This is a genomic window from Halomonas sp. C10-5 (assembly GCF_057169305.1).
The window spans coordinates 570,529-592,691 of sequence record NZ_CP175665.1; the positions used below are offsets into that span (position 1 = coordinate 570,529).

Genomic DNA, 22,163 nt, shown 5'->3' on the forward strand with positions numbered 1-22,163 from the left:
TGTCGGCCATGAACGCCCCGTGCCTTTCCAAGAGCAACGATAATAATCCCCTGGAGCACACATGAAACACATCGAGAAGGGCGTCGGCCTCGCATCGGCGCCGCGCGACTTCCTGCGAGACCTCAACGCGGATAACCTCAGTGCAGGGCTGGTGGCCGGTATCTTCGGCCTCAGCGCCGGTATCATCCATATCAGCGCCGGCACCGCCGCAGGACTCTCCCAGGAGTTCACCCTGCTGTGGGTGATCAGCTACCTGTTCATCAACGGGCTGTTCGGACTGTTTCTGCCGGCCTACTACCGGCTGCCGCTGCCCATGGCCAACTCCATTCCCGGCGCGCTGCTGTTTGCCGCCATCATTCCCATCGTGGGCCTCAATGAAGCCCTGGGGGCCACGCTGATGGCGGGTGCCATCGCGCTTGTCGTCGGCCTGGCGGGCTGGATGCGAATCGTCATGTGGTTGATCCCGATGCCCATCGTCATGGGCATGGTGGCGGGCGTGCTGCTCAAGTTCGGGACCAACATGGTGATGCCGCTGCAGAATGCCATGCTGCCGGCTGCCGTCATGATCCTCTCGTTCTTCTTTTCCGCCCGCTACCTGCGCCGGGTGCCGCCGCTGGTAGTGACGCTGGTGGTGGGGGTGGCCTACATGGCCCTCTCGGGCGCGGATTTCTCCAGCGTGGAGTTCTCCTTCAGGCTGCCCGAGTTCATCATGCCCGCCTTCACCCTCGAGGCCTTCCTGGCCTATGGGCTGCCGCTGGCGCTGATTCTGGTCGGCATGGAGACCCCAGCCGGCGTGGGGCTGGTCAAGGGCATGGGCTACAAGGAGGCGCCGGCCAATGCCATCACCGCGCTGGGAGGCTTCGGCACCATGGTCTCGGCCTTCTTCAACCTGCACAGCACCTGTATCGCCGCGCCCATGACCGGGATCTGTTCCGGCCCCGAGGCCGGGACCCATGACAAGCGTTGGGTGGCAGCGGTGATTGTCGGCATCATCTTCGTGGTGGCGGCGCCCTTCTACGGCTTCGTGTTCAGCCTGATCGAGGCGATGCCCAGCTACTTCATCGCCATCATCGCGGGGCTCGCGCTGCTCCGTGTGATCAGCTCCGCCATGCATATCACCTTCTCCGGCAAGCATGAGGTGGGGGCGATGTTCTCCTTCCTGATTGCCGTCTCCGGAGTCCAGATCTTCGGTGTCGGTGCCTCCTTCTGGGCGCTGGTGCTGGGGGCCGGGATCTCGATGCTGGTGGAGTTCCGGGATTTCGAGTTTTCCCGCGAGAGCAAGGCGGCGAGGGCAGCCGGCGAAGCCGCCTGAGCCCGCCTTAGGCGACGTTTATCCTCCTTGGCCTGAATCTGCTTCGGTAGTTCAGGCCTTTTTTCGACAGACAAGCATCAGGGCTATTCAACATGTCGCTATTCAAGGACGCCTCGATACCCGCGGTCACCGCCGGTTTCGTGGCGGTGCTGGTTTCCTACTCGGGGCCGCTGGCGATCTTCTTCCAGGCGGCGCAGAGTGCCGAGATCTCCACGGCCATGATGACCTCATGGGTGTGGGCGATTTCCATCGGTGCCGCCGTCTCGGGCATCATGCTCAGCCTGTGGCTGAAGGTGCCGGTGGTGACCGCCTGGTCGGCCCCGGGCACGGCACTGCTGGTCACGCTGTTCCCCGGCCTGTCTCTGGCCGAGGCGGTGGGTGCCTATCTCACCGCGGCGGCGGTGATCTTCGTTATCGGTATCACCGGCTCCTTCGATCGCATCATCCGCATGATCCCGCCAGGCATCGCCAGCGCGATGATGGCCGGCATCCTCTTCCAGTTCGGGGTCGGGGTCTTCGAGTCGTTTGCATCGGTGCCGGCGCTGGCGGCGGGGATGCTGCTCGCCTACCTGTTCTTCAAGCGCGTGACGCCACGCTACAGCCTGGTGCTGTTGCTGGTGGTAGGGGTGGTGCTGGCTGTCGTGCTCGAGGGTGCCAGCCTGGAAGGCGTGTCGCTCACACTGGCCCAGCCCCAGTTCATTCGCCCCGAATGGAGCTGGAATGCCACCCTGAGCCTGGCCATTCCGCTGGTACTGGTCAGCCTGACGGGGCAGTTCCTGCCGGGCATGGCGATCCTGCGCGGCGCCGGCTACAACACCCCGGCCAGGCCGATCGTCACCCTGGCCAGCCTGACCTCCTTCGTCACCGCCTTCTTCGGCGGGATCACCACGGTGATCGCGGCGATCACGGCGGCGATCTGCACCAGCGTGGAGGCCCACGAGGACCCGAGCAAGCGCTATGTGGCGGGAGTGGCCAACGGCGTCTTCTACCTGGTGGGGGGCACCTTTGCCGGTACCATCGTGGCGCTGTTTACCTCGTTGCCCGGCGAGTTCGTTGCCATCCTGGCGGGGCTGGCGCTGATCGGTGCCATCACCAGCAACCTGAGCGCCTTTGCCGCCCACAGGGACCACCTCGAGGCCTCGGTGATCACCTTCATCGCCACCGCCTCGGGCATCAGCTTCCTGGGGCTCGGATCGGCCTTCTGGGGAGTGGTGGCAGGGGCGCTGGCCTACCAGCTGTTACATCGCCCGTGGCGCCAGGCCAGTCGGGAGGCTCGGCGAGAGGCCGCCTGACACTCAGCGCTTGTCCTGCTCGTCAGGTCTTACCTCATAATCCCCCTCCAGCACCTGCTGCTCGTGATGGCTGCCGCTGGAGGTGTGCGTCTCCCGATAACGGGTTTCCTGATAGTGGAAGCTGGCGCCGTCCACGTCCTCGGCCTGTTCGGCGCGCATCTGTTCCATGCGCTTCTTCAGCCGGTGGCGCAGCAGCGGCATCAGCGCCCAGCCCAGCAGCAGGAAGATCAGGCCGAACACCATGGCCACGATCATCAGGGTGCCGAACAGCAGCCAGGCGAGCAGCATCTTGAGGCTGTCGAGCAGGCCGCCACCCTGACTCTGGCGGGCGCGCTGCTGCCATGCCTGGGCAGCGCGCCAGGCGGGATTCTGGCGGGGGTCGCGGTGGGGACCTTGGGAATCGGGCATCTGACTCTCCTGAGGGGTGGCGTCGGTGCGCCGCAAAATGTGCTGCCCCTTGGAAGGCCAGAAGGCAGGTTCGTTCCTTTCAGGCTAGCCCTTCCACACCTCGGCCACGATCTCGTAGCTTCTCAGGCGGTCCTCCAGGGCATAGACGTCGGTATTGAGCATCAGCTCGTCGGCGCCGGTCTGCTCGAGGAAGCTCTCCAACCCCTGGCGCACGGTCTCGGGGCCGCCGACGATGGCGGCACCGAGGAACTGCTGCAGCTGCGCCTCCTCCATGGGCGTCATCTCCAGGTGCTCCACCGGCGGTCTGGCGCAGGTGCGCCGGCCGCGGATCATGCCCAGGAATTTCTGCTGAGAGGTGGTGGCCAGGTACTCGGCGTGGGCATCGGTCTCGGCGGCGACCACCGGCAGGCCGACCATGGCATGGGGGCGCTCGAGTGCCTCGGAGGGGCGGAAGTTGTCGCGGTAGAGGCGCAGCGCCTCGAACAGGTAGCCAGGCGCGAACTGGGCGGCGAAGGCGAAGGGCAGGCCGAGGCGCGCCGCCAGCTGGGCGCTGTAGCCGCTGGAGCCGAGCAGCCAGATCGGCACCTGGGTGCCCTGGCCGGGCACCGCCCGTACCCGCTGGCCGGGCTGTTCGTCGCCGAGGAAGCCCTGCAACTCCTCAAGGCGTTGGGGGAAGTCCTCCACTCCCGCATAGGGATCGCGGCGCAGCGCTGCCATGGTGGCGCCATCGGAGCCCGGGGCGCGGCCCAGGCCCAGGTCGATGCGCCCGGGATAGAGCGTCTCCAGGGTGCCGAACTGTTCGGCGATCACCAGCGGCGGGTGGTTGGGCAGCATGATGCCGCCGCTGCCCACGCGGATGCGCTGGGTGGCCCCGGCCACATGGCCGATAAGCACCGCGGTGGCGGCACTGGCGATGCCCTCGATGCCGTGATGCTCAGCGAGCCAGAAGCGGGTAAATCCGAGCCGTTCGGTCTGCTGGGCCAGGGCCACGCTCTCCCGGAAGCTGTCGGCGGCGCTGCCACCCTCGCGGATCGGGGCCAGGTCGAGAACGGAAAGGGGGGTATCGGCGAGACGAGACATGACGGCTCCGATTGGGTCGGGTGAATAGTTAGCCTGCTGAGAGATGTTGATGGGGGCGTTCCCGGTCGGATGCAATGCCCCTTGCACCGTCTGGCACTATCTCTCGTCTTGCATCTCTCTGTCTCGCCCTCTGCAGTGGTGTGTCAACGTGCGTACAAGTGTGCTGCAGCGCCAATGCCACCTGTCTGGCGTGCGGCAGGCTGGTATCATTATTGTACAAATTCTAGACAGCAGGAACCATTAGATGGCAGATCATGGAGGCAAGACGGTCTTTACCGTCTCGACGATCATCATACTCGCCCTGGTGGCGGTGGGCGCCGCCTTCCCGGAAGGGTTCGGCAACATTGCCACCACCGCTCTCGGCAGCGTGACCCGAATGTTCGGCTGGTTCTACCTGTTCTCGGTGTTCGGCTTCGTCATCTTCCTGCTGGTGCTGGCCTTCAGCAAGTACGGCAAGATTCGCCTCGGGCCCCAGGACAGCACGCCGAGCTTCAGTTTCTTCTCCTGGATCAGCATGCTGCTGGCCGCGGGCTTCGGTGTGGGGCTGGTGTTCTATGGCATGGCCGAGCCGATGTTTCACTATATCGAGCCACCCTACGGCGACGTGCCTGCGCAGACGGAGGCCTCGGCTCGCTACGCTATCCAGTACAGCTACTTCAACTGGGGCATCCATCAGTGGGCAGCCTTCTCGGTGGTGGGCCTGATCATTGCCTACTTCCAGTTCCGCAAGGGGCAGGCCGGCCTGGTCTCCTCGGTGCTCTCCTCGGTCACCGCCAAGCATCCCGGGGCGCGCCGCTACGCGCCGGCACTGGACATCTTCGCCGTGGTCGCCACGGTGATGGGGGTGGCCACCTCGCTGGGGCTCGGCGTGCTGCAGATGAACGGCGGCCTCAACGCCGTGTTCGGCCTGCCCGAGTCGGTACTGTGGCAGTTCATCATCCTCTTCGTGATGTTCCTGGCCTACATGGCCTCCACCTGGTCGGGCCTGGACAAGGGCATCAAGCGGCTCTCCAACCTCAACATGATCCTCTGCATCGGCCTGATGCTGTGGGTGCTCATCACCGGTCCGACGCTGGCGATACTGGAGACCATCACCCTGGGGATCGGCGATTACCTGCAGAACTTCATCGGCATGAGCCTGCGCATCTCGCCCTACAGCGACAACACCTGGGCGAGCAGCTGGACGATCTTCTACTGGGCCTGGGTCATCGCCTGGTCGCCCTTCGTGGGCACCTTCGTGGCGCGTGTCTCCCGTGGTCGTACCATCAAGGAGTACGTGTTCGGCGTGCTGGTCGTGCCGCCGCTGCTGGCCTGCCTGTGGATCGGCGTGTTCGGCGGTGCGGCGCTCAACATGGAGCTGGGCGGTGACGTGGGCCTTGCCGCGGCCACCCAGGCCAATATCACCGTGGCGCTGTTCGAGATGTTCGACCTGATGCCCTTCTCGGGGGTGCTCTCGGTGGTGGCGATGATGCTGATCTTCGTCTTCCTGGTGACCTCGGCGGACTCCGCCTCCTATATCGTCGCCCAGATGACCGACAATGGCTCCATCAACCCGCCGCTCTACAAGCGAGTTACCTGGGGCGTGCTGATCGCGGCGATCTGTCTGACGCTGATCGCCGCCGGGGGCCTCTCCGGGCTGCAGGCGGCCTCGGTACTCTCGGCGCTGCCCTTCACCTTCATCCTCTACGGCATGGTGATCGTGCTGGTGCGTGAGCTGCGCGCCGATCGCCGAGCGATGCTCACCCAGCTCTATCGCCGCCATGGCGAGACCCCGGTGGGTGCCGATGCCTTCGAGGCGGATCAGCTGGCCGAGGAGGAGCGGCTGCGCCGGGCCCCCAGCGTGGTCAATCGGCGTATCAATCGTCGCGACGGCATCTAGTCGCTGGCCCGACGGCGGCGGAGGTCGTAAGCTTTGGGGATAAATGGTGAAATCGGACTTCCGCCATGTCTCTCTTTCCCATCGCAGGTGACCGTCGCCGTCGGGGGGCTACCCGACGGCGCGTGCCCGCTGCCCGCGGCGCCCGCTTCGATCGCTGGCTCGATCGCCTGGTGGATGCCGCCGTGATCATCGCCTTGCTGGTGGGAGGCATCGCCCTGGTGCTCACGCTGCTGCGCTAGCGTCATCTCGCTCGATCGGGGGCGGGCTGCTATGGTGAGGGGCCGCTATCCACAGGGACGTTGCGATGAGCTCGACCGACAGCCTGCTGCCCGCCAGGAGCCGTGCCTCGCGCCGCGAGATCGTCGGCTGGGCGATGTTCGATTTCGCCAACCAGGCCTATACCCTGCTGATCATCACCGTGGTGTTCGGCGAGCTGTTCACCACGGTGATCGTCGGCGAGCGTGGCGGCGACTATCGGCTGGCCAACTTCCTGTGGAGCCTGGCGCTGGCGGTGAGCTACCTGCTGGTGGTGGTCACCGGCCCGCTGTGCGGGGCGGTGATGGACTATCGGGCAGAGAAGAAACGCTTCCTGTTCGCCAGCTACCTGGCCACGGTGGCCGCCACCGCCATGCTCTATTTCGTGGCGCCGGGCTATGTGGTGCTCGGCCTGCTGCTGATCGTGGTCTCCAACTACGCCTACTCCATGGGCGAGTCCTTCATCGCCGCCTTCCTGCCCGACCTCGGGCCGCCCGAGGACCTGGGCAAGATCTCGGGCTTCGGCTGGGCTCTGGGTTACGTCGGCGGGCTCTTCGCCGCGGGGTTCACCCTGGTGGTGCTGGGCGAGGCCACGGCGGAGAACTTCGAACGCATCCGCTGGGTGGGTCCCTTCGCCGCCGGCTTCTTCCTGGTCACCGCCATCCCCACCTTCCTGTGGGTGAAGGAGCGCGGCACGCCCCAGCCGGCGGGCAAGCCCTATCGCGAGATCGCCATCGAGCGTGTCTCGACGACCCTCCACGAGCTCAAGCGCTTCCGTGACCTGGCCACCTTCCTGGTGTCGCTGCTGTTCTCCATGGCCGGGGTCTACATCATCATCGCCTTCGCCTTCATCTACGGCGCCCAGGTGATCGGCTGGGACGAGTCGATCCGCAACCTGATGTTCATCATCGTGCAGATCACCGCGGCGGCAGGGGCGCTGGGCTTCGGCTTCATCCAGGACCGCATCGGCACCAAGCTGACCTACCAGTTCACCCTGGTGCTGTGGGTGGCGGCGATCCTGGCGATCTGGGCCACCCCGGAGGTCACCGCGCTGCTCAATGCACGCTTCGACCTCGACTGGGAGGCCCAGCACCTGTTCCTCTTCGTCGGCTGCCTGGCGGGACTCTCCTTGGGCTCCAGCCAGTCCGCCAGCCGTGCCCTGGTCGGGCTCTTCTCGCCGACACGCAAGGCCGCCGAATTCTTCGGTTTCTGGGGGCTGGCCAACAAGCTTGCCGGGGTGTTCGGCATCATTGCCCTGGGACTGCTGCAGACGGTGGTGGGGCTGCAGGCCTCGATCCTGCTGTGCGCGGCGCTGTTCATCGTCGCCATCCTGATCTGCCTATTCGTCGACCAGGCCCGCGGCCAGCGCGCCGCCGCGGCCTGGGAGGCGCGCAACGGCCGCGTCATCTGAGTTCGCCAAGTCCTCACGGTTGGGCGATGCTCACTATATGGATGCTGCCGCCGAGGGCGGCGAGGATGACGCAGATGCCTGACGCCTACCCACCCGGCCGCCATGTTAGCCAGATGCCGCTGCGGCTGCGCACCATCGAGCCAGTCGCCACCGTTCGTACCGCCTTCCTTGGTCGTTGGGAGGGTGACGTCGAGCGTTCTCCGCAGACGCTGCGGGGTTACTCGGCTCTCGATGCATGGCTTGCGGATGTGCCCCCGTCGGTGGCGGCCGCTGAGCTGTGCGCCTCGCTACGCCTCTTCTTCGACAATGGCGGTCAGGAAGCGTACGTCCTGCCGCTGGGCAGCGTCTCCCGTGCCCCAACACATGCCGACTACCTGGCGGCGCTGGCGACCCTCGAGACGCCTGGCAGCGTCGCGGCGGTCTGTCTGCCCGGACAGACCTGGATGGCCCCCGGCAACCCGGTGGTCCAGGCGGCCATCGACCAGGCGGAGCGCCTCGGCGATCGCATGGTGCTGGTCGATCCCCCCGTCGGTCTGGCGCTCACCGATGCTGCGGACGTTGCGGCGCTGGAGCTGCCGGCCTCGCCATATGCGGCCTGCTACTATCCCTGGGTGGAGATGGCCGATCCTCGGGCGACCGCAGGGGCCTCGGCCCCACGCCTGTCACTGCCGCCCAGCGGCGCCATGGCCGGCCTCTGGGCGCGCAGCGATGCCAGCCGCGGTGTCTGGAAGGCGCCCGCCGGCCTGGAGGCCCGGGTCAGGGGTATTACGGGCCTGGAACATCCGGTCACCCGCGTCCATCTCCAGGTGCTCAACCCCCGCGGAGTGAATGCCATCGTCGACTTCCCGGGACGCGCCTGCCTGGCCTGGGGGGCGCGCACCCTGGCTCCGCCCAACGACCACGAGCGGCGCTACCTGCCGGTGCAGCGCCTGGCGCTGTTCCTGCGCGAGAGCCTGCGCCAGGGGCTCTCCTGGGTCGCGGGGGCCGCCAACGACGCCGCCCTGTGGGCCTCGTTGCGCCTCTCGGTGGCGACCTTCCTGGATGGCCTCCACCGGGCTGGTGCCCTGCAGGGTGCCTCGCCCCGCCAGGCCTACTTCGTGCGCTGCGGTCTCGGCGATACCATGACGCCCGACGACCTGGCGCGGCATCGGGTCGTGATCCAGCTAGGGGTGGCCGTGATGAAGCCGGGGGAGTTCATGGTGCTGCGCCTGGTGCTGGCGGCCGGACCGGGCTGAGCCGAAAGGTGAGGAGGACGCGATGAGCGACGAGGGCAGGGGAGTGAAGCGCACCGGGATCGGCATGATGCTGCTGTTCTGGATGCTGTTCATCGCCATGGGGACCTGGTGGTTCCACGGCTATGTGGAACGCCAGCGCAATCCCAACAGCCACCTGGTCAGCGCCGTGGCGGAGGGAGCGCCGGTGGTGCTCGAGCGCAATCGCGGCGGCCACTTCGTGGCCACGGGGCGCATCAACGGCGAGCCGGTGGAGTTCCTGGTGGATACCGGCGCCACCTACGTGGCGCTGCCACGGGAGATGGCCGAGCGGCTGGGTCTCGAGCCCTCCGGTAGCGCCTGGTTCAATACCGCCAACGGCCGGGTGCGCGGAGAGCTCACCACCCTCGACGAGGTCAGCCTGGGTGGCCATGTGGCCCGCGATGTGCGCGGTTCCATCAGCGCCGGGCTGGAGGGCGATACCGCCCTGCTGGGCATGAGCTTCCTGGACCATTTCGATATCCGCATCCGCGACGCACAGATGGTGTTGGAGCCTGCCGACGGCTGAGACACCCGTTTCCCGGAGCAGCCCCGCTGTGCTGGAAGCCCGGCGCTCTCGCCGCACTCCCCCAATGTCGACTTGTCGTGGACGGGGAGGGCAGGCAGGCTCCAGGATCCCTCTTGATCTGCCGGAGTCCGCCATGAGCCAGTCACCAGCCCTCCATCAGCGTCTCGGTATCGCGCTGCCCATCCTCCAGGCACCCATGGCCGGTGCCCAGGGCAGTGCCCTGGCCATCGCCGTGGCGCGTGCCGGTGGGCTGGGGGCACTGCCCTGCGCCATGCTCTCCCCGGAGGCCATGGCCGAGGAGATTGCGGCGTTCCGCGCCGCCACGCCGGCACCCCTCAATGTCAACTTCTTCTGTCACGTCCCGCCCGAGCCGGACCCTGCGGCCCAGGCACGCTGGCACGCGGCCCTCGCCCCCTTCTTCGCCGAGTTCGGCCTGGATATCGATGCCGTGCCGGAGGGCCCGGGGCGACGCCCCTTCGATCGCGAGACGTGTGACGCCCTGGAGCCTTTGCGTCCCGAGGTGGTGAGCTTCCATTTCGGCCTGCCCGAGGCCGCGCTGCTCGAGCGGGTCAAGGCCTGGGGGGCCACGGTGCTGGCCTCGGCGACTACCGTGGCCGAGGCCGAGTGGCTCGAGGCCCGGGGGGCTGATGCGGTGATCGTGCAGGGGCTGGAGGCGGGCGGACACCGCGGCATGTTCCTCGACGGGGAAGTCACCACCCAGGTCGGCACCTTCGCCCTGTTGCCCCAGGTGCGCGAGGCGATCGGTCTGCCGCTGATCGCCGCGGGCGGCATCGCCGATGCCCGCGGTGTGGCGGCTGCCCGGGCGCTGGGTGCCGATGGCGTCCAGGTAGGCACCGCGCTGCTGTGCTGTCCGGAGGCGACGATCTCGGCGATCCATCGCCGAGCGCTGCAGTCCGAGGCAGCACGCCACACCGCGCTGACCAATCTCTACAGCGGCCGCCCGGCCCGGGGCATCATCACCCGGCTGATGCGCGAGCTGGGCCCCATGGCCGAGGTGGCACCGGCCTTCCCCCTGGCCACCGCGGCCATCGCCCCGCTGCGCGCCGCCGCCGAGGCCAGCGGCAGCGGCGACTTCTCGCCGCTGTGGGCCGGGCAGAACGCCAGCCGCTGTCGCGAGGTGCCCGCCGCCGAGGTGATCGAGTCACTCGCCGCGGGGCTGTGAGCCCGGTGGGCAGGGCTGATATCATGGATGCATGAACAGTGCCGCGGCGGTTGCCGCCCCCCTCGATGATCCCTTCTACTACCTGACGAACTTCGAGTTCGTGCTGGCCTGGGTAACCGAACGTCACGGCGACCTGCTGGGCGAGGCGGAGTGGGGCTTCCATGTCGCCTTCGCGGCCCTGCCCCGGGCCTCCCGCGCGCTGCTGGTGCGCATGGTGATGCGCAGGGGCAAGCATTTTCGCTGCTCACGGCTGGCCTATGCCGAGATCGGCGATACCACTCCGGCGCTGGCGCCCCTGGTCGCGGCGGGGATGGTGGAGGAGGAGCCGCTGCTCGACCTCGAGACCCTCTTCGCCCAGTTGCGGCTGCCCGAACTGCGTTGTGCCCTGGCGAGCGAGATTGCCGATGCGGGGTTGCCCGCCAGCGCGAGCAAGGCGGCACTGCGTGAGGCACTGCTGGCGCACGAGCCGGCACCGCGGACGCTCAAGAGCTGGTGGCCCGAGAGCACCGAGCGGGTGGTGCGGCTCACGGTGATGGCGACCTGTGACCGCCTGCGGCTGATGTTCTTCGGCAACCTGCGCCAGGACTGGTCGGAGTTCGTGCTCAGCGAGCTGGGACATCAGCGCTTCGAGGCCGTGGCGTTCGGCGACGACTCCCGTGCCTTCCGGCGGCGTGACGAGGTGGATGCCTACCTGGCGCTGCATCGCCTGCGCCAGCGCCTTGATGAGGGGGAAGCCGTGGCGCCGCTGGCCGAGGCGTTGCCGCCCGCGCCGGCCAACCCCTGGCTGGCGGCCCGCCGCGCGCGGCTGTGCATCGCCCTGGGGCGCCAGGCGGAGCGCGAGGGGCAGGCCGGCAGGTCGCTGTCGCTCTATGCCCGGGCGGGGTGGCCGGCGGACACGGGCAGCGCCGAGGGGCGGATTCGCTTCCTGCGCCTGGCCGAGAGGCGAGGTGAGATCCGCAAGGCGCTGATGCTTGCCGAACCCCTCGTCGCTGCGACCCGTGACGAGGCCGAAGTCCAGGCGCTTGGCAGGTTGCTGCCGCGGCTGCGCCGGCGCCTGGAGATGCCGCCCCGCACGCTCCCCGCCGAACCGCCCCCCGAACGTTTCACCCTGCGCCTGCCCGGCCCTGTCCGGGTCGAGGCGGCGGTGCGCAACCATCTGCATCGCGAGTCGGCACCAGTCCACTACGTCGAGAATGTCCTGATCACCGGGCTGTTCGGCCTGCTCTGCTGGGAGGTGCTCTTCGCGCCGCTGCCCGGCGCCTTCTTCCACCCCTTCCAGTCCGGCCCCGCGGATCTCTATCGCGAGGACTTCGTGGCTCGCCGCCGTGAGGGTTTCGACGCCTGCCTGGCGCGCCTGGAGGATGGTCGGTACCGCCAGGCGATCCTTGACAACTGGCGGATGAAGGCCGGCATCGCCAATCCCTTCGTGCACTGGGGCGCACTCTCCGAGGAGCTGCTCGAGCAGGCTCTGGCGTGTATTCCCCCCGAGCACCTTCGCGCCTGCTTCGAGCGACTGCTGGGCAACCTGCGTGCCAATCGTGCGGGTCTGCCGGACCTGATCCAGTTCCTCCCCGAGGCCCCGACGGGGGAGCCGCGCTACCGGCTGATCGAGGTGAAGGGCCCCGGCGATCGCCTGCAGGACAATCAGCGCCGCTGGCTGGCCTTCTTCCGGCACCGGGGCATCCCGGCCGTGGTTTGCCACCTCGAATGGCTGACACCGGCGTGAGCGAGTCGTCGGCGCTGCGGGTGGCGGTACGGACCCTGTGTGATGTCACCGCTCGGGAGGGCGATCTCGACCATCGTTTCACCCCCTCGCCGAGCGCCCGGGAGGGCATCGAGGGGCATCGCGAGGTGGCGAGGCGCCGGGGGGCGGACTATCTGGCCGAACTGCCGCTCGCAGGCGAGGTGGAAGGCCTGCGTGTCGTGGGGCGCGCTGACGGCTACGATCCGGTGGCCGGCCGGCTGGAGGAGATCAAGACTCATCGTGGTGACCTTGGGCGCCAGGCCGCCAACCAGCGTGCCCTGCATCGTGCCCAGCTGCGCACCTACGGCGCGCTGCTATGCGCCGAACATGGCCTCGAGCAGATCGAACTGGCGCTGGTCTACCTGGAGGTGGGCAGCGGCCGCGAGACGCTGGTGAGCGAGCACGCCACGGCGCAGGGGCTGATGGAGGAGCTCATTGAGCGCTGCCGCCGCTACCGCGCCTGGGCCGAGCGGGAGGCGACGCACCGCCGCCTGCGCGATGCGGCCCTGTCCAACCTGGCCTTTCCCTTCGCCGGCTTTCGCCCAGGCCAGCGCGCCCTGGCGGAGGCGTGCTACCAGGCCGCGGCCACCGGTCGCGTACTGCTGGCTCAGGCGCCCACCGGCATCGGCAAGACCCTGGGCACGCTCTTCCCGCTGCTCAAGGCGATGCCGCGCCAGGGCCTCGACCGCCTCGCCTTCCTGACCATGAAGACCCCCGGGCGGCGCCTGGCGCTGGAGGCCCTGGCGCGACTGGGTGCTTCGTCCCCGGCGGGGCAGGGCGGCCTGGCGCTGCGGGTGATCGAGCTGAGCGCCCGCGACAAGGCCTGCGAGTACCCCGGGCGAGCCTGCCACGGCGAGGCCTGCCCGCTGGCCGCGGGCTTCTATGACCGCCTGCCCGGGGCGCGCCTCGCCGCGGCCGAGCGCGGCTGGCTGGATCGTGAGGGGCTGCGCGAGGTGGCCGCCGAGCACGGCGTCTGCCCCTACTACCTGGGCCAGGAGATGGCGCGCTGGTGCGACGTGGTGGTCGGCGACGTCAACCACTGGTTCGATGACCACGCCCTGCTGCATGGCCTGGCCCGGGAGAACGGCTGGCGGGTCGGCCTGCTGGTGGACGAGGCCCACAACCTGGTGGGGCGCGCACGGGGGATGTACAGCGTGGCGCTGCGCCAGCGCGACCTGAGCCGGCTGCGCCGCACGGCGCCGGCGGCGTTGAAGTCGCCGCTGGGGCGCCTCGCGCGGCGCTGGCAGGCGCTGGTAAGCGAGGCGGGGCTGGCGGATGCCGGCGAGCCGGGGCGGCCCGCCTGGCGGCAGCTGGAGGGGCTGCCCGACGGCATGCTGGGTACCCTGCAGGGGCTCGCCGCGGCACTCAGCGAGGCGCTGGGCGAGCATCCCGAGCTCGGTGTCGAGTGGCAGGAGCTGCTGTTCGAGGCGCTGGCCTTCACGCGCCTGGCCGAGCGCTTCGGCGATCACTCGCTGTGCGAGCTGACCCGCGAGGGGCGCGGCAGGGCGCGACTGGCACTGCGCAACCTGATCCCGGCGGACTTCCTGGCCCCGCGCTTCCAGGCCGCCCACACCACGGTGCTGTTCTCGGCGACCCTGGGGCCCCCCGACTACCAGCGTGACCTGCTGGGCCTGCCCGACGACTGCGTCTGGCGGGAGGTGCCGTCGCCCTTCGCCGCCGAGCAGCTCGAGGTGCGTATCCGCACCGACCTGTCGACGCGGCTGCGGGATCGCGAGGTCTCGCTTGCGCCGATTGTCGAGGAGATCGCGGCCCAGTACACGCGCCGTCCGGGCCACTATCTGGCCTTCTTCAGCAGCTTCGCCTACCTGGAGGTGGCCTTGGCGCGCTTCGGCGCAGCGCACCCGGAGATTCCCGCCTGGGCCCAGCATCGCGGCATGGCCGAGGCCGAGCGCGACGCCTTCCTGGCGCGTTTCACGGCGGATGGCCGCGGCATCGGCTTCGCCGTGCTGGGCGGGGCCTTTGCCGAGGGCATCGACCTGCCCGGCGAGCGCCTGGTGGGCGCCTTCATCGCCACCCTGGGGCTGCCGCCGGTGGACCCCTTCAACGAGGTGCTCAGGGCGCGCCTCCAGGCCCGCTTCGGCCGCGGCGACGAGTACACCTACCGGGTGCCGGGGCTGGTCAAGGTGGTGCAGGCCGCCGGACGGGTGATCCGTGGGCCCGAGGATCGCGGCGTGGTGGTGCTGCTGGACGATCGCTTCGCCCGGCCCGAGGTGCGCCGACGGCTGCCGGGATGGTGGGGCGAGCCGCTGCGGCTCGGCCACGGCTGAGGGCGGCGGAGACAGGGTGTCGCGCGCGAGGCTGTACCCCGGACCATGGCTGTGCTACCCATAGGGGAGTGGCAATTCGCCCGAGGAAAGCTGACAAGGAGGTACTGGATGGGTATCGAAGTGACCGGCCTGCTGAGCCTGATCTGGCTGATCATCGTGATCTGGGCCATCGTCAAGGTGGCCAAGAGCTCGGCCAGTGGCCTGGCCAAGCTGATCTGGATCGTCGTGCTGCTGATCTTCCCGCTGGTGGGGCTGATCGTCTGGTTACTGTTCGGCCCCAAGGGCTAGCCACACCAGGGGGCACAGGAGCCGCATCGGGCCGCCTGCGGGCGGCCCGATGCGTGATGCCTCAGCCGGGCAGTGGGTTGTCGCGCGGCTCGCCGCGGTCGCACTTGACGCACTCGAGGGTTAGGCCCAGGCGGGAACGTCGCCCCGCGTCGCTGGTGACCCAGGGGCGCTCCACCCAGGGCGGCTGATGGCGCATATGCTGGTTGTGGCCACAGGCCAGTTCGGCGACCCAGTGCTCCTCCTCGTCGCGATGGTAGCCGACGATGGGCTGTCGCATGGCGCTAGCGGCGCTCCGGCGGGGCTTTGTAGTGGCCTGGCACCGTGACCCGTTCGCCGCTGGGCAGGATGCGTACATGGGTAGGGACGTAGACTCGCTTGATGACACTCTTGTCCATGATGGGGCTCTCCTGAAGCATGGCCCCGCACCGGCAGGGCCTGATCAGTGTGGGGCGCGACAGCCGGCGCTGGCAATACCTCTGCGGGGCTATTCCTCGCCAGCCATGCCCGCCGCCAGGCTCCGGCCCACATCCTCTCCGCCATTGCCCGCCCCCCCTGGCGGTGGCACAGGCGGACCTCATGTTTTCAGGTACACTTTAGTCATAGGCGGCAAGAACCTTCGCCGCGGCCGCCACCCAACGACCCATGGAGTTCACACAAGGATGGACTATAGCCTGCAGCCCCGTGAGCAGGACCATGTGCTGATCATCGAGGATGACGAGCGCCTGGCCGACCTGACCCGCGATTACCTCGAGGCCAATGGCTTCCGCGTCACCCTGGAGGCCGATGGCGCCCGCGGGGTCGAGCGGATCCTCTCCCTGCAGCCGGACCTGGTGATTCTCGACCTGATGCTGCCCGGTGAGGATGGCCTGTCGATCTGCCGCCGGGTCCGTGACGACTATCGCGGCCCGATCCTGATGCTTACTGCGCGTACCGATGACATGGACCAGGTGCTGGGCCTGGAGATGGGCGCCGACGACTACGTGGCCAAGCCGGTACAGCCGCGGGTGCTGCTGGCCCGCATGCGTGCGCTGCTGCGCCGTTCCGAGGTGGTCGAGGCCAGCGGCGAGACGCGCCTCACCTTCGACGAGTTGGAGATCGACAATGCGACCCGCGAGGCGTGGCTTTCGGGCGAGCGCATCGAACTGACCAGCGCCGAGTTCGACCTGCTGTGGCTGCTGGCCAGCCATGCCGGGCGCGTGCTGACCCGCGAGGAGATCTTCTCCCAGCTGCGCGGCATCAAGTACGACGGTCAGGACCGCTCCATCGACGTACGTGTGTCGCGTATTCGCCCCAAGATCGGTGACGACCCCAACCAGCCGCACCGCATCAAGACGGTGCGGAGCAAGGGCTACCTGTTCGTCAGGGATGCCTGACCCATGCGTCGGGTCCTGGCCGACAGCACCTTCCTGCGCGTCTATCTGCTGCTGGCGCTGGCTCTGCTGCTGACCTTCGGGCTGGGCCTGCTGGGGGTGGCGCTGGTCGACCAGGTGCGTCGCGAGGCGCATCGCGAACAGCTGGCCGAGGCCCCGATGCGCCTGCTGGCCGAACGACTCTCGGCGTTGCCACCCGCGGCTCACGGCGCCTGGCTCGATGCCCAGGGCCAACGCCTGGACATGCGGGCCAGCGTGGGGCCGTTGGAGGAGGCGGAGCTGGGCTATTTCGCGCGGCTGCGTCTGGGCCGCGGCAAGGTGCTGGTGCAGCCGCAGGACGACCAGGGCTGGCGGCTGCTGTCGCTGCTGCCCGGCAGCGAACGCTTGCTGCGGGTCGAACTCACCAACCTCAGCGAGCACCAGTTGCGTGGCCTCACCGAGCTGCTCGGCGAGTGGCTGACGGCCGTATCCCCCGCCGCCCGCCAGGCCCGGCTCGAGCGCCTGGCCGGCGGACGCCTGCCGGTCTCCCTCGAGGAAGCCCCGCCCGAAGGGCTCGACGACTACCAGCTACGCCGGCTTACCGATGGTGAAGTGGTTATCCAGCTGCTGCCCGGGCGCTGGTCGGTGGCGATCTACCTGGCGCTTCAGGAGCGCAGCGGCGACGCCAGCTGGCTGGTGATCGGTCCGGTCCAGGCCTTCGAACCGATGCCCGGGTCGCTGCAGCTGTTGCTGGTGCTGATCATTCTGGCCGTGCTGGGGGTGACGATCTATCTGATCGTGCGCAGCGTGGAAGCACGCATGGTACGCCTGGAACTGGCGGCATCGCGCATCGCCGCAGGACGGCTAGATACCCGGGTCAGGGTGGAGAGCGCCGACTTCGTCGGCCGTCTGGGCATGGCACTCAACGGCATGGCCGCCCAGGTACAGTCGCTGCTGCGCGCCCAGCAGGACATGATCCGCGCGGTCTCCCACGAGTTGCGAACCCCGGTGGCGAGGATCCGTTTCGCCGTGCAGATGGTCGAGGACATGACCGATGAACCGGCGGTGCGCCGGCAGCTCCAGGGAGTCGATGGGGACATCCAGGAGCTCGACGGCCTGATCGACGAGATTCTCACCTACGCCCGGCTGGGCAGCGATGCCATCAACGGCCGCGAGATGGATGCCGTGCTGGTGGACTGCCGCGCCATGGCGGAGCGGGTGATCGAGGCGTTGAGCCCGCTGCATGAGCGGCTGGCCCTGGAGCTTGCCGAGGGAACCGAGGTGGAGGTGCTGGCCGAGCCTCGCTACCTGCAGCGTGCCGTGCAGAACCTGGTGGCCAATGCCTGTCGACATGCTCGCTCTCGGGTGCTGATCCGTGTGCGTCGCGAGCATGCCCTGGTCAGGATCGACGTGGAGGATGACGGTCCCGGGGTGCCGCTGGGTGAGCGCCAGGCGATCTTCAAGCCCTTCGCGCGACTGGACGACAGCCGCACCCGCAGCTCCGGCGGCTATGGGCTGGGGCTCTCCATCGTGCAGAAGGTGATGAACTGGCACGGCGGCAGCGTGAGCGTGGACGACAGCGCCGAGCTCGGCGGGGCACGCTTCACCCTGCTGCTGCCGCAGCGCAACGAGCTCGGCTAGCCTCAGGCCGGCTTGATGCCGTCGAGGACCGCAAAGGAGGTCTCCCGGGCGGTGCGCAGGAAATCCTCCATCCACGGCGCGCTGCGGGTCTCCTCGCGAATCGCCGCGAACAGCGTGCTCCACACCCCCTTCTCGCCGAGTGCCACGGCCTTCACGTAGTCGCGCTCCAGGTATTCGGTGAGTGCCCAGTTGGGCAACGCACAGACCCCGCGGCCGCTGGCCACCAGCTGCATCATCATGATGGTCAGCTCGGCGGTACGCACCTCCCTTGGCTGTACCCCCGCCGGGTCGAGGAACTGGGTGAAGACGTCCAGCCGCGAGTGCTCCACCGGGTAGGTGATCAGGGTCTCCTCGGCCAGCGCCTCGGGGGTGACGAAGCCCTTGCCGGCCAGGTGGTGCTGGCGGGCCACCGCCAGCAACCCCTCATAGCGGAAGAGCGGCTCATAGTGCACCCCGGGAAGCGGCTGGGGGTCGGCGGTGATCACCAGGTCGAGCTGTTCCCGGGCCAGCGCCGGCAGCGGGTCGAAGTGGTGGCCGCCGGGAATGTCGATCTCCACCTCCGGCCAGTGGTCACGAAAATGGTCGATGGTGGGCATCAGCCACTGGAAGCAGCTGTGGCACTCGATGGCCATATGTAGCCGCCCCTGCTCGTTGCCGGCCAGCCGTGCCAGGTCACGCTCGGCCATGCGTACCTGGGGCAGCACCTGCTCGGCCAGGGTCAGTAGCCGCTGGCCGGCCCGGGTGAACTCCACCGGCCGGGTCTTGCGCACGAACAGCGGACTGCCCAGGCGTTCCTCCAGGTCCTTGATCTGGTGGGAGAGGGCCGACTGGGTCAGGTGGACCCGTTCGGCCGCCTCCACCAGGGAGCCGGCGTCGCGCAGGGCGATCAGGGTACGGAGGTGTCGCAGCTCGAGCATGAGTGAGTCGCTTTCATTTTAAAGATTAGGAAGTTTAGTTTGATTCACATCCCATGGCCAGCCAGAATCCGCCGTATCCTTCATGCAAACAGGTGGAAACATGACCAGGGCTCATATTGCCGGCTACCCCCGCATCGGTGCGGATCGTGAACTCAAGAAGGCCGTGGAGGGCTACTGGCAGGGTGACTTCGACCGCGAGGGACTGGAGGGCGTGGGGCGCGAGCTGCGTGCCCGTCACTGGGAGGAACAGCGCCGCGCCGGCCTCGACCTGGTCACGGTGGGTGACTTCGCCTTCTACGACCAGGTGCTCGACCTCTCGGTGACACTGGGCGCCGTGCCGGGGCGCTTCGCCGCCGAGGAGGAGGTGGCTCGTGGCGAGGTCGACCTGGACACCGCCTTCCGCATGGCCCGTGGCCGCGCGCCCAGCGGCGAACCCGCCGCGGCCTGCGAGATGACCAAGTACTTCGATACCAACTACCACTACCTGGTGCCCGAGCTGCACGCCGACCAGAGCTTTCGCCTGGCCAGCTCACGGCTGTTCGACCAGGTGGACGAGGCCCGGGCGCTCGGTCACCCCGTGAAGGTGACCCTGCTCGGCCCCCTGACCTGGCTATGGCTGGGCAAGGAGAAGGGCGAGGTCGCCTTCGACCGCCTGGCGCTGCTCGACGCCCTGCTGCCGGTCTATGCCGAACTGCTGGCACGTCTGGCCGAACAGGGAGTGGAGTGGGTCCAGCTCGACGAGCCGGCGCTGGTCCAGGAGCTTCCGCAAGCCTGGCAGCAGGCCTATGAGGCCGCCTACAGCGTGTTCGCCCGGGCCCCGGTCAAGCTGCTGCTGGCCAGCTACTTCGGCGGACTCGGCGATAACCTGAATCTGGCCGTCGCCCTGCCCACCGACGGGCTGCATATCGATGCCGTACGCGACCCCGAGCAACTCGAGAGGGTGCTCGATCGGCTACCCGCCTACAAGGTGCTGTCGGTGGGCGCCATCGATGGCCGCAACGTCTGGCGCGCTGACCTGGCGTTGCTGCGTGAGCGCCTGGCGTCGGCCCGCATGCGACTGGGCAAGCGGCTGTGGATCGCCCCCTCCTGTTCGCTGCTGCATGTACCGATGGACCTCGAGCGCGAGGGCGAGCTGGATCCCGAGCTCAAGAGCTGGCTGGCCTTCGCCCGCCAGAAGCTCGACGAGACGGTGACACTAGCGCGGCTGCTCGACGGTCGCGCCAGCGAGATCGACCAGCGGCGCCTTGAGTCGGCCACCGAGGCGCTGCAGGCTCGCCGCGAGTCGCCACGCCTGCATCGCCCCGCGGTGGCCGACCGCCTGGCCGGGGTAGAGCCGACGGATCATGAGCGCCGGAGCTCCTATCCGCGGCGCGCCCTGGCCCAGCGTCGGGCGCTGGACCTGCCGCTGTTCCCCACCACCACCATCGGTTCCTTCCCCCAGACCGATGCCATCCGCGCCGCGCGGCGGGCGCTCAAGGCCGGCGAGCTCTCCCGGGAAGCCTACGAGGCGCGCATGGAGGAGGAGATCGCCCAGGCGGTGGCCCGCCAGGAGGCGCTGGGCATCGACATGCTGGTGCATGGCGAGCCGGAACGCAACGACATGGTGGAGTACTTCGGGGAGCGGCTCGATGGCTACGCCTTCACCCGTTTCGGCTGGGTGCAGAGTTATGGCTCGCGCTGCGTCAAGCCGCCGATCATCGTCGGCGACGTCAGCCGTCCGGGGCCCATCACCGTGCGCTGGAGCGAGTTTGCCCAGTCGCTCACCGACAGGCCCATGAAGGGCATGCTGACCGGGCCGGTGACCCTGCTGCAGTGGGCCTTCGTGCGCGATGACCAGCCCCGCGAAACCACCTGTCGGCAGATCGCCCTGGCCCTGCGCGACGAGGTACTCGACCTGGAGAGGGCCGGCATCCGCGCCATCCAGATCGACGAGCCGGCGCTGCGCGAGGGGTTGCCGCTGCGCCGCTCTCGGTGGCAGGGCTACCTGTCCTGGGCGGTGGAGTGCTTTAGGCTGGCCGCCTCTGGCGTCGCCGACGAGACCCAGATCCACACCCATATGTGCTATGCGGACTTCAACGATATCATCGAGTCCATCGCCGCCCTCGACGCCGATGTCATCACCATCGAGACCTCGCGCTCGGACATGGAACTGCTCGATGCCTTCCACGACTTCGCCTATCCCAACGAGATCGGACCCGGCGTCTACGATATCCACTCGCCCAACGTCCCCGAGGTGGAGGCCATGGTGGCGCTGATCGAGAAGGCCGCCGAGCGCATCCCAGCCGAGCGACTGTGGGTCAATCCCGACTGCGGCCTCAAGACGCGCCGCTGGGAGGAGGTGGCGCCGGCCCTGGCCAATATGGTGGAGGCCGCGCAGCGGCTGCGGCGACGCTACGGCTGAGTGCTTGGCCCGGCGGTGCGGCAGCCGTGAGCCGTGAATGGAGGTCGGGTGTCGCGGGGACTGTTATGCTCGACCCATCATGGAACCGCAACCCCCGCAAGGAGATGCCATGCCTGGCCCACTCGTCCCCGCCGTCCTCGGCCTGTCGCTGCTGCTGGGTGGCTGTGCCACCGCTCCCGCGCCGATCACCTCGGGCGATCACGCCCCGCTGCTGCCCTCGGTGCTATTCTCCGGTGGCGCCGAGGCCTTCACCACCTGGCGCTGCACCCCGGACCAGGGGCTGGTGACTGCCGATCCTGCCCCCGAAGGTGAGCTGCGACTGTGGTCGACCCATGGCGCCTGGCGCCTGGCGCCAGCCGTGGTGGCCAGTGGTGCGCGCTTCGAGCGGGACGGAATCAGCTTCTGGAACAAGGGCGACGCGGCGGTCGTGGAGACGCCCCGCGGCCGGCTGGAGTGCCAGGCGAGCATGCGGCGCCAGGCGCTGACCCGCGAGCAGCGCCCCGGTGTGATGTTTCATGCCCGGGGCAACGAGCCGGGCTGGATGGCGAGCCTCGCCCACGACCGGCCCGAGGTGCATCTCAGCCTCGATTACGGTAGCCGCGAGCAGACGTTGCCCTACCGGGTCACCACCATGGACAACGAGGCAGGTCGGGTGATCCTGGCCAGCGGCCGCGGTGACACCCCCTTCGAGCTGCGTATCGAGGCCGGAGCCTGCTTCGACGACATGAGCGGCGAGCCCTTCCCGGCACGGGTCACGCTGAGCGCGGACGGTGAGCAGTATCGCGGCTGCGGCCAGGGCATCGCCCCCTGACCGAGGCTCGGTGCTTTTCACGAGGCCTGGCGATTCGAGCGAATTTTTCGTTTTTGTCGAATGTGGACTGCGGTTTTTTGCGCTTTTCGTTGCAATGGATTCATCTATCATGGCGATCATATTCC

19 protein-coding genes are annotated in these 22,163 nt (G+C 68.4%); 15 read left to right on the forward strand and 4 right to left on the reverse strand.

Going from position 1 to position 22,163, the window contains the following annotated elements; all coding sequences use genetic code 11:
• Positions 1-61: 61 nt before the first annotated feature.
• The gene (locus tag ACJ7IV_RS02695) at positions 62-1,312 is read left to right on the forward strand and encodes a benzoate/H(+) symporter BenE family transporter (RefSeq protein ID WP_483865647.1); all 1,251 of its coding nucleotides are present in this window, start codon (positions 62-64) and stop codon (positions 1,310-1,312) included.
• Between the two features lie 92 nt (positions 1,313-1,404).
• Positions 1,405-2,604 (forward strand): benzoate/H(+) symporter BenE family transporter, encoded by a 1,200-nt coding sequence (locus ACJ7IV_RS02700; RefSeq protein WP_483865648.1) that lies wholly within the window; start codon positions 1,405-1,407, stop codon positions 2,602-2,604.
• A gap of 3 nt (positions 2,605-2,607) precedes the next feature.
• Here the strand turns inward: ACJ7IV_RS02700 and ACJ7IV_RS02705 are convergent, their stop codons facing one another.
• Positions 2,608-3,012 (reverse strand): hypothetical protein, encoded by a 405-nt coding sequence (locus ACJ7IV_RS02705; RefSeq protein ID WP_483865649.1) that lies wholly within the window; start codon positions 3,010-3,012, stop codon positions 2,608-2,610.
• An 84-nt stretch (positions 3,013-3,096) separates the two neighbouring features.
• Positions 3,097-4,092, reverse strand: coding sequence for an LLM class flavin-dependent oxidoreductase (locus ACJ7IV_RS02710; RefSeq protein ID WP_483865650.1), 996 nt, complete (start codon positions 4,090-4,092; stop codon positions 3,097-3,099).
• A gap of 244 nt (positions 4,093-4,336) precedes the next feature.
• On the opposite strand from ACJ7IV_RS02710, the gene ACJ7IV_RS02715 reads away from it, so the two are divergent.
• From ACJ7IV_RS02715 to ACJ7IV_RS02755, 9 genes are all read left to right on the forward strand, one after another.
• On the forward strand, positions 4,337-5,971 hold the full coding sequence (locus tag ACJ7IV_RS02715; protein ID WP_483865651.1) for a BCCT family transporter: 1,635 nt from the start codon (positions 4,337-4,339) through the stop codon (positions 5,969-5,971).
• 65 nt (positions 5,972-6,036) lie between these two features.
• Positions 6,037-6,210, forward strand: coding sequence for a hypothetical protein (locus ACJ7IV_RS02720; RefSeq protein WP_170293766.1), 174 nt, complete (start codon positions 6,037-6,039; stop codon positions 6,208-6,210).
• Between the two features lie 65 nt (positions 6,211-6,275).
• Entirely contained in the window at positions 6,276-7,637 is a 1,362-nt protein-coding gene (locus ACJ7IV_RS02725) for an MFS transporter (RefSeq protein ID WP_483865652.1), read from the forward strand.
• Between the two features lie 74 nt (positions 7,638-7,711).
• Entirely contained in the window at positions 7,712-8,872 is a 1,161-nt protein-coding gene (locus ACJ7IV_RS02730; RefSeq protein WP_483865653.1) for a phage tail sheath family protein, read from the forward strand.
• A 22-nt stretch (positions 8,873-8,894) separates the two neighbouring features.
• Positions 8,895-9,416, forward strand: a complete 522-nt coding sequence (locus ACJ7IV_RS02735; protein WP_483865654.1) for a retropepsin-like aspartic protease family protein — start codon at positions 8,895-8,897, stop codon at positions 9,414-9,416.
• Between the two features lie 133 nt (positions 9,417-9,549).
• Positions 9,550-10,599, forward strand: a complete 1,050-nt coding sequence (locus ACJ7IV_RS02740) for an NAD(P)H-dependent flavin oxidoreductase (RefSeq protein WP_483865655.1) — start codon at positions 9,550-9,552, stop codon at positions 10,597-10,599.
• Positions 10,600-10,630: 31 nt separating this feature from the next.
• Positions 10,631-12,325, forward strand: coding sequence for a VRR-NUC domain-containing protein (locus ACJ7IV_RS02745; protein ID WP_483865656.1), 1,695 nt, complete (start codon positions 10,631-10,633; stop codon positions 12,323-12,325).
• Positions 12,307-14,631, forward strand: a complete 2,325-nt coding sequence (locus ACJ7IV_RS02750) for a helicase C-terminal domain-containing protein (RefSeq protein WP_483865657.1) — start codon at positions 12,307-12,309, stop codon at positions 14,629-14,631. The genes ACJ7IV_RS02745 and ACJ7IV_RS02750 overlap by 19 nt, the downstream gene beginning before the upstream one ends.
• 108 nt (positions 14,632-14,739) lie before the next feature.
• Entirely contained in the window at positions 14,740-14,919 is a 180-nt protein-coding gene (locus tag ACJ7IV_RS02755; RefSeq protein ID WP_483865658.1) for a PLDc N-terminal domain-containing protein, read from the forward strand.
• A 61-nt stretch (positions 14,920-14,980) separates the two neighbouring features.
• Here ACJ7IV_RS02755 and ACJ7IV_RS02760 read toward each other — a convergent pair whose 3' ends face one another.
• Positions 14,981-15,196, reverse strand: a complete 216-nt coding sequence (locus ACJ7IV_RS02760; RefSeq protein WP_483865659.1) for a DUF3565 domain-containing protein — start codon at positions 15,194-15,196, stop codon at positions 14,981-14,983.
• A gap of 382 nt (positions 15,197-15,578) precedes the next feature.
• Between ACJ7IV_RS02760 and ACJ7IV_RS02765 the strand changes: the two genes are divergently transcribed.
• Positions 15,579-16,292 (forward strand): winged helix-turn-helix domain-containing protein, encoded by a 714-nt coding sequence (locus ACJ7IV_RS02765; RefSeq protein ID WP_483865660.1) that lies wholly within the window; start codon positions 15,579-15,581, stop codon positions 16,290-16,292.
• A gap of 3 nt (positions 16,293-16,295) precedes the next feature.
• Positions 16,296-17,909: an ATP-binding protein gene (locus tag ACJ7IV_RS02770; protein ID WP_483865661.1), complete on the forward strand. Its 1,614-nt coding sequence runs from the start codon at positions 16,296-16,298 to the stop codon at positions 17,907-17,909.
• Between the two features lie 2 nt (positions 17,910-17,911).
• Here the strand turns inward: ACJ7IV_RS02770 and ACJ7IV_RS02775 are convergent, their stop codons facing one another.
• Positions 17,912-18,826, reverse strand: coding sequence for a LysR family transcriptional regulator (locus ACJ7IV_RS02775; RefSeq protein ID WP_161430539.1), 915 nt, complete (start codon positions 18,824-18,826; stop codon positions 17,912-17,914).
• Between the two features lie 100 nt (positions 18,827-18,926).
• Here ACJ7IV_RS02775 and metE point away from each other — a divergent pair, with 100 nt between their 5' ends.
• Complete coding sequence (metE, locus tag ACJ7IV_RS02780; protein ID WP_483865662.1) at positions 18,927-21,227, forward strand: 5-methyltetrahydropteroyltriglutamate--homocysteine S-methyltransferase; 2,301 nt, start codon at positions 18,927-18,929, stop codon at positions 21,225-21,227.
• 109 nt (positions 21,228-21,336) lie between these two features.
• The gene (locus tag ACJ7IV_RS02785) at positions 21,337-22,038 is read left to right on the forward strand and encodes a COG3650 family protein (RefSeq protein ID WP_483865663.1); all 702 of its coding nucleotides are present in this window, start codon (positions 21,337-21,339) and stop codon (positions 22,036-22,038) included.
• The last annotated feature ends 125 nt before the right edge of the window (positions 22,039-22,163 follow it).